Origin of the sequence: Faecalibacterium sp. 7 (assembly GCF_049562865.1) — a bacterium.
Taxonomy (GTDB): domain Bacteria; phylum Bacillota; class Clostridia; order Oscillospirales; family Ruminococcaceae; genus Faecalibacterium; species Faecalibacterium wellingii.
On record NZ_CP186911.1, the window covers coordinates 3,046,524 to 3,059,734 of the forward strand.

The following is a 13,211-nucleotide window of genomic DNA, read 5'->3' on the forward strand; positions in this document are numbered from 1 at the left end:
CCTCCTTTCCGGCTGAGCGGCAGGCTCAGGCATTGTCACACAGCAGCTGCCATGTTTCCTCGGCAAGGGCTTCCAGCGTTTCGCCGTCCGCAAGGCGCTGGGGGTAGTCCTTCTGGCGCTGGCGCAGGCTGTCGTACAAGGCTTTGGCCTTGGCGTGGTACCCCACGATGCCCGGTTCGGACAGGGGGGTGTTCTGGATGCGCATTTCGTTGTAGACGTCGTACAGCCGCTGATAGCTCTGCTGCTCAAAGGGATAGTCCGCAATGGCGTCAAAGGCGGCGCTGGACACCGGCATGTAGCCGGTATCGGCGGCAAATTCCAGATTGCGCTGCTGTTCGGTGAGCCAGCGCAGGAACACGGCGGCGGCTTCGGCCTTCTGGTCGGTGGTCTTGAAGGCGCACAGGCCCACACCGGCCTGCGGCATCAGGGGCGTGGCGGTGCCTGCGGCGTGGGGCAAAGGAGCCAGCAGCAGGTCGGTGGGCTCGGTGGTGTTGTCCGGGTAGGTGACGAAATCATTGTAGTAAAGGATGGCCGCAGAGCTGCCAAGACCCGCCAGCGTCTCGCCGGTCATCACCTGCGTGTTGGAGTACAGGTCCGAGATCAGAATATCGTCCTGCACCAGCGCCCGGGCAAACTCCATCCACGAGGCGCGGAAGGTCTCGTTGGTCAGATCGTACCAGCTGCCCTTGTACAGCTCGCCGCTGCCCTGCTCCAGCGCGTTCAGCTCCACCAGACGCAGGGGGTAATCCAGCGCGCAGAAGGGCTTGCCCTGGGACCACTGCCGGTAGGCACCCGCCATTTCAAAAAAGCCGTCCCATGTGGCAAGGGTGGAAAGCTGCGCCCCGGTGTCCGCCGCAAACCGGGCGTACTGGGAGCCGTTCAAAAAGATGAGCTGGGTGGATTTGGACACCGGGAACACCACCTGCCGCCCGTCAATGATGCCGTCCTGCACAAAGCCGGGCACATAGGCCGCCATGTCCTCGGCGGTGAACCATTCGTTCCAGTCCACAAGGTTCTCAATGCCCAGAGCGCTGGCGTCCGCGGGGTGGGCCGAGAACAGGTCCGGCAGGTCCAGCGCGCCGGGCTTGCCGGCCTTGGCGTCCTGCAGCTGGCCGCCGATGGCGGCGCTGTTGGTCATGTTGGTCACGTTGAGCAGGATGCCCTTCTCCCTGCCCACCGTGTCGTTGAACTCGGTCAGCAGGCGGTTCATGGGCGAGTCGGCCTGTTCGCCGTACACATGCCAGATGCTGAGCATGGTGGGGTCCTTGGGAGAAAGCAGGGTCTTGCTGCCGCCGCAGCCCGCAAGTGCCAGACCGGGGACGAGCGCCGCAAGCTTTAAAAATGTCCTTCGTTCCATTTTTCATGACTCCTTTCCGCACATTGCAGCCAGAGGGGGGAAACCGGCACAGGCAGGGCTGCAGCTGCCTGTTTTGGTGGGAAAAGCCCCCAAAATCCCCCCAATTTTGGGCTTTTTGGGGGGATTTTTTGAGGGGGAAGCCCCAAACCCCCAAAAATTTTTTTGGAATTGCCCCCCAAAAACAGCTTTTCTGAGGGGGCAATTTTTTCCCGGGTATGGTACAGTACAACCAGAAAAAGTCCTGCGCCGGTGCAGAAAGCCTGTCGCTGTGCACAAAACGTGTCAACAGGCAACTGCGGATTCTATTCATAAGGATAGCATAAGATGGAGCAGACTGCAAGTGCAGAGAATACCCAAACCAGAGCCCCTTAAAAAGCAGAGGGGACAAACAGAAAGGAGCACCCCCATGAAAGAGATGAACCGACGCGAATTCCTCACCCTCTCCGGCGCAGCCGTTGTGGCGCTCTCGCTGGCAGGCTGCAGCGGCGGGCCCTCCGCACCTCCCGCACCCGCAGCGCCCACCCAAAAGGAGCTGGACCTCCTTAAGGCCCTCAACCAGATGCTCGAGGACTATTGGAAGGATATGGGACACCCTGAAAAGATCAGAACGCTGAGCTACAGTCAGGATGCATCCGACTTCGCGAGACACTTTGTCAGTCCCTGCGTGAAGGCTGACAAGGCAAAGGTGGAGATGACCCCGGAGCAGGACGCTGCCTTTGAAAAAGAGATGCAGGAACGACGGAAGGCCCTCCAAATAAAGTACGGATCAGAGATGTCTCTGCGAGAGGGGGTCCTTGGGTGCAGGTATGTGCTGGGCTATCCCACCCTCCATGACATGGAGCTGACGATTCCGTATGAACTGAGCGGCCCGGATTTCAAGGATACGTTCCTTAAGATGCTCAAAGCCATGGACACGGAAACCAGAGATCTCGGCATCTACTGCCCCACCGTTGCGGGAACGGACTATATCGTGATAGCGCCTCTGTCGGATAGGCGGCACAATAAGTAGTTGTAACACCCCTGTCGGAACTGCGCTGAGCCGCAGCTGATTTTTTAAAGCACATCACCCGCCCCGGGCAAGGCAGACCGATCTGCCCGGGGGCTTTATAAGAAGAAAGGAGCACCCCATGAAAGAGATGAACCGACGCGAATTCCTCACCCTTACCGGCGCAGCCGTTGTGGCGCTCTCACTGGCAGGCTGCGGCGGCGGGTCCTACGCACCTCCCGCACCCGCAGTGCCCACCGGCAAGGAAGCCGAGCTGCTGGCAGCCATCAACAAGGTCTGGAAGGAAAAGTACGATGCAAAGGCGGTTGACCATGAGCAGCTGATTCTCAATCAGGAGGCGCAGGGAGCCATAAAAATCCAAGGAGGAATCTTCGAGGACGCAAAAGAATCGGTGCATACGCTGACTACGGAAGACATGCAGAAACTGGTTGATATTCAAAAGTGGGAAATCTCAATGAAGAAAAAGTATGATCTTGGAGGCGCTGCCGGTTTCTCCGAACCGACTGGCGAGGAAGGAAATATGGAGGTATCCTTGACGTTTGAGTATTCCTGCGAGGGTGCAGTGGTTCAGAAATTTGTGGATAAAATCCTGAAGTATAGTCTCAGCCGGAAGGCAGAGTTCATCAGCATCTACTGCCCGGTGGTTCAGAGCACGACCTACATGATCGCTACCGTGTTCTGGAACAAAACGGCATAAGATAACAAGACATCAAGACATCCCCCTGTTTGCCCCGGGCACGGAAGCCTCACAGCGTGCCCGGGGCTTTGTAAGTGAAAGGAGCACCCCCATGAAAGAGATGAACCGACGCGAATTCCTCACCCTTACCGGCGCAGCCGTTGTGACGCTCTCGCTGGCAGGCTGCGGCGGTGCCCCCAGCGCACCGACGCCCTCCAATGACATCAGAGTCCAGCAGGCACTGGACGCCCTCAATCAGTTCCGCAGGGACAAGGGTCTGACGGAGCTGGTCTATGAGAAGGATCTGGAAGAACTTACCGACCTTCTCATCAGCCCCTTTGTAAAGGAGGGGAAGCCGGTCGTTGACGCAACAAAGTTCGATAACGATGTAAAGGTAAAGGAAGCGGAGATCAAACAGACGCTGTTTAACAAGGGGTATCCCATCTATGATCGCTATTTTACTGCGGGCCTTGGATCGATTGGACCGAAAGGAACGAACAAATTGGAGACCTTGAAATACCCCACCAACGAGGCGCAGGGACAGAAGTGGCTGACTTATATGTCGGAAGGCATCAACATGGCGGTAGACAACCCACACTGCTTTGCCATGTCGGTGCGCAACATCGGCGGTGAGGATTACTTCATCGCACTGGTGGTGGGCGAAAAGTTCTCCCATTGATCTTTGGAAATTTCCCGGCCCCGGGCACTGCCCATCCTCCTGTGTGCCCGGGGCTTTGTAAGTGAAAGGAGACAGCCATGAAACACAAATGTTTTGCTGCTGTGGTTCTGGCTGCGGCGCTGCTGCTGACCGGCTGCGGCGGCGCAGCTGCCCCCGCGGCCCCCGCAGGCTCCGGCGCAGCTTCCCAAAGCGGCGCAGCCGCAGCGGTGCAGACGGCGCAAAAGGAGCGCATCACCGACCAGTGGAGCCTTGAAAAGACGGTGCGGGGCGAGATGATCGGCGTGATGAAGCTGAGCATCCATGTGCCGCAGCTTGTGTGCGACAGCCCGGACGCCGCCGCTCTCAACGAAGAACTTGCCGCCATGTATGTGGCGGAATACAAGGATTACGAAAGCGATCCGGACGCTGAGGTGCCGCAGGGCGAAGAGTGCTCACAGACCGAGATCAACTGGGACGCCTACTGGTACGGCGACTGCGTCAGTCTGGTGATGCGCAGCCACGATTACGACGACGCCCCGTGGTATTACAGCGGGTGGTGCTTCGATTTTGCCACCGGCAGGCGGCTCACCACAGCCGAGATGCTGCAGCACATGGGTCTGGACCCGGACGAAGTACAGGCGCAGGTGCAGCGGCAGGCCATGCAGACCTTTGACCGGGAGATGGCGCAGGGCGCGTATTACGAGGGCCTGCGCAGCGGCGGGAACCTGTCGGAAATGCGGATGGGCACGCTGGAATACAATGAACTGGAAAACCTGTGTCTCCTTTTGCCGGAGCAGGATCAACTGGTGCTCCGGGGCAAGTACTGCTCCGAGACCGACTGGGGCTGGCAGCAGCTGGATGTGGAGATCCCGCTGACCCCCGCCGCCCCCGCCGACACCCCGGTGCTGACCGATACCTACGACGGTGTGCAGGTGCAGCTGAAGGGAACGCAGGCCGCCATCACCCTGAGCCCTGCACCAAAGACCGACCAATGGGGCGACATTGGCATCCGGGTGGAACAGACGCGCACCTACCCCATCCTTGGCGCCTACAATGAATATGTGGACGTGTGCATCGGGGAGCAGGAGGACGGCTTCTTCCGCCCGGTGGTCTATCTGCTGACCAAAGACGGCGTGGTGGAGTATGTGGACGTGCTGCGCTGCCTCATGTTCGGGGATGCCATGATCTGTCAGGACCCCATCTACTTTGCCAACAACGGTGTGGCGCTGGAACTCTGCGGCAGCGAGGTGAACCTGCACCGGAAGGACGGCTCTGTACTGGAGCTGGCTCCCCTGTCGGCAGAGTGGAGCGTGCAGGAGATCCCCTATTCCGTCACCGGCTCCTACAACTACACCTCTGAAACCGGCTGGAACTGGCTGATCTGGGCAGCGACGGCAGCGTTCAGCTGGGCGTGCAGGACAACAGCCGCATCTATCAGGGCGACGCCGCGTATCTGGGCGTTGTGCCGGAGGGCGTGGTGCTGGGCATCTCTGCCGACGAGACCGAAGCCGGGCAGACGTCCATCGAGTTTGTGGCAGCGGTCAAGACCGACCTGTACTACGAGACCCTGAGCGTTACCATGATCGACGGGCAGAACCCCTTTGCCGAGGGCGAGACCCAGCTGCAGATGACCCGCAGCTACGGCTGAGAACACAGGAGAAGGACCATGAAACACAAACGCCTTGCCGCTGCGGTGCTGGCGGCGGCGGTGGTGCTGGCTGGGTGCGGCAGCGCAGCGGCTCCCGCTGCCCCCGCAGGCTCCGGCACTGTCCCCCAGAGCACCGCAGACACGGCGGTGCAGACGGCACAAAAAGACCGCATCACCGAGCAGTTCACGCTGGAAAAGACCGTCCGGGACGAGTACGGCATCACCCAGAAGCTGACTGTCCATGTGCCGCAGCTGGAATGCGACAGCCCGGACGCTGCCTATCTCAACGATGAGCTTGCCGCCATGTATGCGGCAGACTTCCGACAGTACGAGGACAGCCCGGAAATCGAGCCGCAGCAGGACGAGTGGTGCCCGGAGACCTACATCAACTGGGACGCCTACTGGTACGGCGACTGCGTAAGCCTTGTGATGTTCCGCTACGACGGCGGCTCCGACCCGGGGTATTCCCGGGGCTGGTGCTTCGATTTTGCCACCGAAAAGCAGGTCTCCGTGGCGGAAATGCTGCAGCGCATGGGGCTGGACCCGGATGCCGTGCAGCAGCAGATGCTGCGCGGGGCCATGCAGACCTTTGACCGGCGCATGGCGCAGGGCGGCTACTACGAGGGCCTGCTCAGCGGCGGCAATCTGGCAAGCATGCGGATGAACACGCTGGAAAACAACCAGCTGGATGACCTGTGCCTGCTGCTGCCGGAGCAGGACCGGCTGGTGCTCCGGGGCGGGTGCAGCTCCCCCGCCGGGTCGGGCTGGCGGCAGCTGGATGTGGGAGATCCCGCTGCAAGCTGCTGACCCGCAGCCGCAGACGGTGCTGACCGATACCTACGGCAGCGCTTCGGTGCAGCTGGAAGGAACGCAGGGCACCATCACCCTCCGCCGCACGCCGGAGACCGCCGCATGGGACACGGATTACGGCATCCGGCTGGAACAGGACCGCACCTACCCCATCCTTGGCATCTATAATGAGTATGTGGATGTGTGCATCGGAGAACTGGGCGCATCCTTCCACCCGGTGGTCTATCTGCTGACGCAGGACGGCGTGGTGGAGTACGTGGACGTGCTGCACTGCCTCATGTTCGGCAGCGCTCTGGTCTGTCAGGACCCCATCTATATTGCAAATCAGGGCGTGGCGCTGGAACGCAGCGGCAAAGAGGTAATTCTGCATCAGGAGGATGGCTCTGTGCTGGAGCTTACTCCCCTGACGGCAGAATGGAACATGCAGGAGCTCCCCTCGGAGGCTGTCGGTGCCTTCAACGACATGTCTGACAACCAGTTTGACTGGATGGACGTGGAAAGCAGCGGTTCCGTCCAGATGGGCGTGCAGGACAACAGCGTTTTCTATCAGGGCTACGCCGACTATCTGGGCGTGGTGCCGGAGGGCATGGTGCTGGGCGTCTCTGCCAGTGAGACGGCAGACGGGATGCCGGGCATCACCTTTGTGGCGGCGATGAAGTACGACCTGTACAACGAGACCCTGAACCTTACCATGATCGACGGGCAAAACCCCTTTGCCGAGGGAAAGACCCAGCTGCAGCTGATTCGCTGCCCGGATCCTGACCACGGCGCAGCTGAGCCCGCAGACAAGGAGGTGCAAGATGAAACACATTGCTTTCTGCGGCGCGCTGGCAGTTCTGCTGGCGGCGCTGCTGGCGGGCTGCGGAGCAAAGACCGCAGCCTCTGCCCGCCCGGCTGGCAGCCGGGAACTGAGATCGACCCCGCCGGATTCCATGCACGCCACCGCGGCGATCACCGAGCAGTACACCCTTGAAAAGGTGGTGCAGGCAGAGAACGGCGGCACCGTCCGGCTGAACATCCATCTGCCCCGGCTGGAGTGCGACAGCGCCGACGCCGCCCGCATCAACGCCGAGATCGCCCACTACTACGAATACGATGTGCAGGAGTACGCAGACTGCCCGGAGGCAGCCGACCCGGATTCGTGGGACATCTGCATTGAGATGAACTGGAACGCCAGCTGGTACGGCGACTGCGTCAGCCTTGTGGTCAGCAGCTGCTACGGCGGTACCGATGCACCCTTCTATCAGGGCTGGTGCTTCGACTTTGAAAGCGGGAGCCAGCTCACCGCCACCCAGCTGCTGCAGCGCATGGGGGCAGACCCCGCCGCGCTGGAAGAAGCGCTGTACCGTGACGTGAAGCGCCGGGATGAGCTGGACCGTCAAGCCGCCATCGAGAGAGGAATGCTGCCCACCGGCAGCCTGAAAGAGGGAAACACCGCATGGTGGACTTCGCTGGACGAATTGCCGCTTTCGTTTGACGAAGCGGGGAACGTTTCCTTCGTGGTCAGAAGGTTCAGTGCAGACTGGGAGCAGTATGTGGACGACAAAGTGACCATTCCGCTGGACGCGCAGCCGCTGCCACCGGACTGGGAGTGGCAGGTGCTGGCCGAGTGGATGGCAGTCACGGCGGTGACGCAGGGTGAAAGCTATGCCCCCGCCGACCGCAACGAAAGCTTTACCCTGCGGCTGGAAAAGGCCGAGATCACCGGCACGGTGACCGTCTCCTTCATCCGGGAAACATACGGCGGCCCGCAGATCCAGTCCGCTGCCGAGACCCGCACCGGTGAACTGAACGCCGGAGCTGTGACCGGCTGGGACGGGGAAAAAAGTCATGGCTGGAACCTGAAATGTCTCAGCGAGGACGGCAGAAGCTGCTGGACCATCTCCATGATGGAGGATCGCTCGCTGCGGATGCAGTCCACCGGCCTCAAAAAGGGCAGTGAGGTCTGGTACGTTTTTCAGCGCACCGAGGCGTGGGACGACATCGGCTACACCGCCATCCCCCGCAGGCTGTGGGGAACTTACCGCGCCGGAGACGAGGCCGCAAAGGGAATCCGCTGGATGACCTTCCTGCCGGACGGCAGCTGCTGCATGAGCGTGGAATGGGACGGGTGGAACGGCACCCTGACCGGCACCGCCGAGGGAACACAGGGCCGCACCGAGGACGGCACCGAGCTGCACTTCACGCTGACCGACACGGACGGCAGACCCTGCGAGTTCTGGGCCATTTTGCTGAACGATGACGGCAGCCCCAGCGGCTGCAGCCTGAAATACCGCGCCGGAGAAGTGCTGTTTGACCGGGACACGCGTCCCGTTTACTGGAAAAATGACTCCCCGGATCTAACCCTTGTACCGTGACCGAAACCGAACGCAATGCGATGACAAAGCGTTGTCGCTTACACAAATAAAACATACAGGAGGAAATTACTATGGGTCTTATCAAAGCAGGTATGGGCGCACTGGGCGGAACCCTTGCAGACCAGTGGAAGGAATTTTTCTACTGCGATTCTCTGGACAAGGATGTGCTGATGGTCAAGGGCCAGAAGCGCACCTCCCGCCGCAGTTCCAACAACGGTGAGGACAACATCATCACCAACGGCAGCGGCATCGCCGTGGCAGACGGACAGTGTATGCTGATCGTGGAGCAGGGCCGCGTGGTGGAGGTGTGCGCCGAACCGGGCGAATTCACCTTTGACGCATCCACCGAGCCCAGCGTGTTCACCGGCAACTTCGGCGACAGTCTGGCAGCCACCTTCCAGACCGTAGCCAAGCGCTTTACCTACGGCGGCGACACCGGCAAGGACCAGCGGGTGTACTACATCAACACCAAGGAGCTGGGCGAGATCCTGTACGGCACTGCCACCCCCATCCCCTTCCGGGTGGTGGTCAGCGAGGAGCGGGGCTACAAACTCTCGGTGAACCTGCGGTGCAACGGCAGCTTCACCTGCCGCATCTGCGACCCGCTGCTGTTCTACACCAACGTGTGCAGCAACGTCTCTACCCAGTATGACGCATCCGAGATCGCACCCCGGCTGAAGAGCGAACTGATGAACGCCCTGCAGCCCGCCCTTGCCACCCTTTCGGCAAACAAGGTGCAGTATTACGAGATCCCCGCCCACACGCTGGAGATCTCCGAGGCGCTCAACGAGCAGCTGTCCAATGTCTGGCGCAAAAAGCGCGGCATTGAAGTGTTCTCCTTCAACATCAACTCCCTGTCCATCCCGGAGGAGCAGCAGAAGAAGATCACCGAGTGGGAAGAGAACGCCATGACCACCGATCCCACCACCGCTGCCGCCCGTCTGGTGGGCGGTCAGATCGACGCCATGAAGACCGCCGCCGGCAACACCGCCGGTGCCATGACCGGCTTTATGGGTATGGGCATGGCAGCCGGTGCAGGCGGCATGGGCGGCATGAGCGCCCAGAACCTGTTCGCCATGGGCCAGCAGGCCCGTCCGGACAGCGTGGACGCGCCCCAGCCGGTCAGCCGTCCCGCACCCGCCCCGGCGGACAGCTGGAAGTGCAGCTGCGGCGCCACCGTTACCGGCAAATTCTGCCCGGAATGCGGCAGCAAAAAGCCGGAGCCGAAGCCCGCTGCGGACAGCTGGACCTGCAGCTGCGGTGCCACCGTCACCGGCAAGTTCTGCCCGGAGTGCGGCAAGCCCCGCCCGGCGGCAGCAGAAGGCTGGACTTGCAGCTGCGGCGCGGTGAACAAGGGCCGCTTCTGCTCCGAGTGCGGTAAACCCAAGCCCGCCGGTACGCCCAAGTATAAGTGCGACAAGTGCGGCTGGGAGCCGGAAGACCCTGCCCACCCGCCCAAGTTCTGCCCGGAGTGCGGCGACCCCTTTGACGACAGCGACCTGACCTGACAAATACAGAGCAATGAAAGGAGCATACCATAATGGGATTCTTTTCCAACCTGTTCGCAAAACAGAACTGTGCCGTCTGCGGTAAGGAGTGCGGCACCATGCACCGCTCCAAGCTGCGGGACGGACAGTTCCTCTGCGATGACTGCGGCAACAAGTGCTCCAAGTATATCCGGCTCAGCGAGCTGACGCTGGACGAGGCCAAGGAGCACATGGAGTATATGGCCCGGATGAAGCGGGTGTTCGACGAGGTGTTCAACAAGACCGAGTTCCGGGTCAACGAATACCCCTCCACCCCATCGCAAATGGGGCTGGTGTTCTGCGATGAGCTGGGCATGCTGTACATCGACGACCGCACCGGCGGACGGGGCAAGATGCCGGAGCTGATCCGCTACGACCAGATCGCCAGCTATGAGGAATATCTGGACGAGACCCCCGCCAAGGAGCCGGGCCAGGAACCCACCCTCAACGGCGGCGGCCTGAAGCTGAAGCTGGTGCAGCCCCGCAGCATCACCGAGGCCCAGACCCAGCGGGGCATGCATCCCCACCCCTACATCAAGCAGGAGCTGGTCATCTGCTTCAGCAAGCGGGACCGGCGGGAGATCGGCTATGCCCACATCGCACGGCAGCATCTGGATCACATCTTCGGAGTCCACGACAACGAGACGAGCCTGTTCGGCCGCCGGATGTCCAAGGCCGAGGAACGGGAACTGAAGGGCCAGATGGGCATGATCGGTGCCATGGGTGCCGTGGCATCCGCCGCCATGAAGGGCGGGCAGCTCTCTGAGCAGGAAAAGGCCCGCTTTGTGGAGAACATCAATCTGGCAAACGACGCCCAGACCGGCGGCATGGCATTGTACAGCCGCCGTGCTGACGAAGCCTTTGCAAAAGTGCAGTGACCCCAAAAGGAGGAACGGATATGAGAAAGATCCAGCGCAGAGATTTCCTCAAGGCCATGGGCCTTACCACCGCCGCCCTCGGGTTGACCGCCTGCGGCGGCTCCGGTGCTGCCAGCGCATCCAGCGTTTCCAGCGCACCGGCTTCCAGCAGCAGTGCCCCGTCCGCTTCGGCACAGCCGGAAGCAGCAGAGGACAAAGCCGCCCCTGCAGGGCCCCCTGTGACCCAGTTCCAGACCGGGGAACTGACCATCGGCGACTACACCTTCAAGGCACAGTACATTCCCTTTGACGTCCGCCGCGAGGTATGCGGTGCCTATCATTTGATCCAAGCGGACAGCTACCGGGGCAATTACTTCTTCAGCTTCTACAACGAGGACGATGAAGAGCAGTCTGCCAAGATCTTCGAGTATGCCATCAAGGACGACCGGCTGACCCCGGTGGAAGAGTACAACATTGATGGCAGCAACGCCCTCAGCATCGACCGCAATGGCATCCTGTACGCCATGGATAACTTTGATGTCTACTGCTACGATCTGAACAGCAGCGACCCGGAGGAGCCCAGCGACGCACTGGACTACTCGGGCAGCTGCTATTCCTCCAAGGACCGGGATCTGACCGTGATCTACTGGACCAACTCCGCGCCGGTGCTGGTGCAGGACGGCGAGTACACCGAGCTGACGCTGGAGGGTGATAACGAGATCGGCCCCTTCTACAGCATGTCCTCCCTGAACCTCAGCGGGGACGAGCTGCTGACGGTGGGCGAGCTGGAATCCAACGGCGATGATTACTTTGCTGCCTTTGATCTGGACGGCAATGAGCTGGCCCGCAGCTCGCAGCCGGTGGGCAGCTTTAACGCCGTGATGATGAAGCGCCCCAACGGCTATCTGCTGGACACGGGCTATATGTGGGAGCTGTACGCGCCGGACGGCACTTTTTTGGAAAAGTCCTTTCCCGTGGGCGAGCGCGAGACCCTGTGCCAGCTGTGCGGCGACTTCTGCATCTTTGATGTTTTCCTGCCGCTGGAGGAAAACGCTTTCCTGGCAGTGGGCCACCACGGCAAAGCCACCGAGCCGGACGAACCGGTGGTGTTCCGCATCACTACGGATTTCTGAGCCGACCGCTTTGGCGGGGAGACTGACGCAAAAACAGCGGGGCCGGGGAAGAGCCCCCGGCCCCCTTTGAAACAACAGGAGGAAACGCTATGGCAGGAATGCTGGAATACAAGTGCCCCTGCTGTGATGGCGCCATCCAGTTTGACAGCGCCACCCAGAAGATGAAATGCCCCTACTGCGACACCGAGTTCGATGTGGATACCCTCAAGGGCTACGATGAGGAACTGAAGGACGAAAAGCCCAGCGAGATGGAGTGGGCGACCCCCGGCGGCAGCTGGGCAGAAGGAGAGACCGCTGGTCTGCATACTTACAGCTGCAAGAGCTGCGGCGGCGAGATCGTGGGCGATGACACCATGGCCGCGTCCGCCTGCCCGTTCTGCGGCAACCCCATCGTCCTCACCGGACAGTTTGCCGGGACGCTGCGGCCCGACCTCATCATCCCCTTCAAGCTGGACAAAAAGGCCGCCAAGGCAAAGCTGCAGGAACACCTCAAGGGCAAGACCCTGCTGCCCCGGGTGTTCCGCAGCCAGAACCACATCGACGAGATCAAGGGCGTGTATGTGCCCTTCTGGCTCTTCGACAGCGATGCCGACGCTCAGCTGCGGTTCACTGCCACCCGGACCCGCTGCTGGTCGGACAGCAAGTACGACTATACCGAGACCAACTACTACTCCGTCCGGCGGGACGGCACACTGGGCTTTGACGCAGTGCCGGTGGACGGCTCGTCCAAGATCGAGGACGACCTGATGGAGTCCATCGAGCCCTTCGCCATGCAGGATGCCATCCCCTTCCAGACCGCCTATCTGGCCGGCTATGTGGCAGACAAATACGACGTGAACGCCGAGGACAGCATCGAGCGAGCCAACAAGCGCATCCGCCGCTCCACTGAGGAGACGTTCCAGCAGACCGTTACCGGCTACGATTCGGTCAAGGTGGAAAGCAGCAGCATCCAGCTGCACGGCGGTAAGGCAAAATACGCGCTGTTCCCGGTCTGGCTGCTGAGCACCAGCTGGCGGGGCGAAAACTATCTGTTTGCCATGAACGGTCAGACCGGCAAATTCGTGGGTGACCTGCCCGTGGACAAGGGCGCTGCCCGCAAGTGGATGCTGGGCCTTACGGCTGCCCTTTCCGCCGCGTCCTACGGCGTGATGTGGCTGCTGTGGCTGGCACGGATCCTGTAAAG

At 61.1% G+C, this 13,211-nt stretch carries 11 protein-coding genes; 10 read left to right on the top strand and 1 reads right to left on the bottom strand.

All coding sequences use genetic code 11. The annotated features are described in order from the left end of the window. Nucleotides 1–25: 25 nt before the first annotated feature. On the bottom strand, nt 26–1,357 hold the full coding sequence (locus ACKXF7_RS15245; RefSeq protein WP_423741770.1) for an ABC transporter substrate-binding protein: 1,332 nt from the start codon (nt 1,355–1,357) through the stop codon (nt 26–28). Between the two features lie 406 nt (nt 1,358–1,763). On the opposite strand from ACKXF7_RS15245, the gene ACKXF7_RS15250 reads away from it, so the two are divergent. The 10 genes from ACKXF7_RS15250 to ACKXF7_RS15295 all read left to right on the top strand — a co-directional run bounded on the left by ACKXF7_RS15250 (nt 1,764) and on the right by ACKXF7_RS15295 (nt 13,209). Further along, nucleotides 1,764–2,366, top strand: a complete 603-nt coding sequence (locus tag ACKXF7_RS15250) for a twin-arginine translocation signal domain-containing protein (protein ID WP_423741771.1) — start codon at nt 1,764–1,766, stop codon at nt 2,364–2,366. Nucleotides 2,367–2,484: 118 nt separating this feature from the next. Further along, nucleotides 2,485–3,060 (top strand): Tat pathway signal sequence, encoded by a 576-nt coding sequence (locus tag ACKXF7_RS15255; protein WP_423741772.1) that lies wholly within the window; start codon nt 2,485–2,487, stop codon nt 3,058–3,060. A gap of 91 nt (nt 3,061–3,151) precedes the next feature. Further along, the gene (locus tag ACKXF7_RS15260) at nt 3,152–3,718 is read left to right on the top strand and encodes a hypothetical protein (protein WP_423741773.1); all 567 of its coding nucleotides are present in this window, start codon (nt 3,152–3,154) and stop codon (nt 3,716–3,718) included. 77 nt (nt 3,719–3,795) lie between these two features. Then, entirely contained in the window at nt 3,796–5,268 is a 1,473-nt protein-coding gene (locus ACKXF7_RS15265; RefSeq protein WP_423741774.1) for an acid-shock protein, read from the top strand. A gap of 95 nt (nt 5,269–5,363) precedes the next feature. After that, on the top strand, nt 5,364–6,152 hold the full coding sequence (locus ACKXF7_RS15270) for a hypothetical protein (protein ID WP_423741775.1): 789 nt from the start codon (nt 5,364–5,366) through the stop codon (nt 6,150–6,152). Between the two features lie 803 nt (nt 6,153–6,955). After that, complete coding sequence (locus tag ACKXF7_RS15275; RefSeq protein ID WP_423741776.1) at nt 6,956–8,512, top strand: hypothetical protein; 1,557 nt, start codon at nt 6,956–6,958, stop codon at nt 8,510–8,512. 71 nt (nt 8,513–8,583) lie between these two features. Beyond that, the gene (locus ACKXF7_RS15280; RefSeq protein ID WP_348583968.1) at nt 8,584–10,020 is read left to right on the top strand and encodes an SPFH domain-containing protein; all 1,437 of its coding nucleotides are present in this window, start codon (nt 8,584–8,586) and stop codon (nt 10,018–10,020) included. Nucleotides 10,021–10,052: 32 nt separating this feature from the next. Beyond that, entirely contained in the window at nt 10,053–10,916 is an 864-nt protein-coding gene (locus ACKXF7_RS15285) for a DUF4428 domain-containing protein (protein ID WP_423741777.1), read from the top strand. Between the two features lie 20 nt (nt 10,917–10,936). After that, complete coding sequence (locus ACKXF7_RS15290) at nt 10,937–12,028, top strand: twin-arginine translocation signal domain-containing protein (protein ID WP_423741778.1); 1,092 nt, start codon at nt 10,937–10,939, stop codon at nt 12,026–12,028. Between the two features lie 89 nt (nt 12,029–12,117). Next, a complete protein-coding gene (locus ACKXF7_RS15295; RefSeq protein WP_423741779.1) occupies nt 12,118–13,209 on the top strand; it encodes a hypothetical protein in 1,092 nt (363 codons plus the stop codon). Nucleotides 13,210–13,211: the final 2 nt, after the last annotated feature.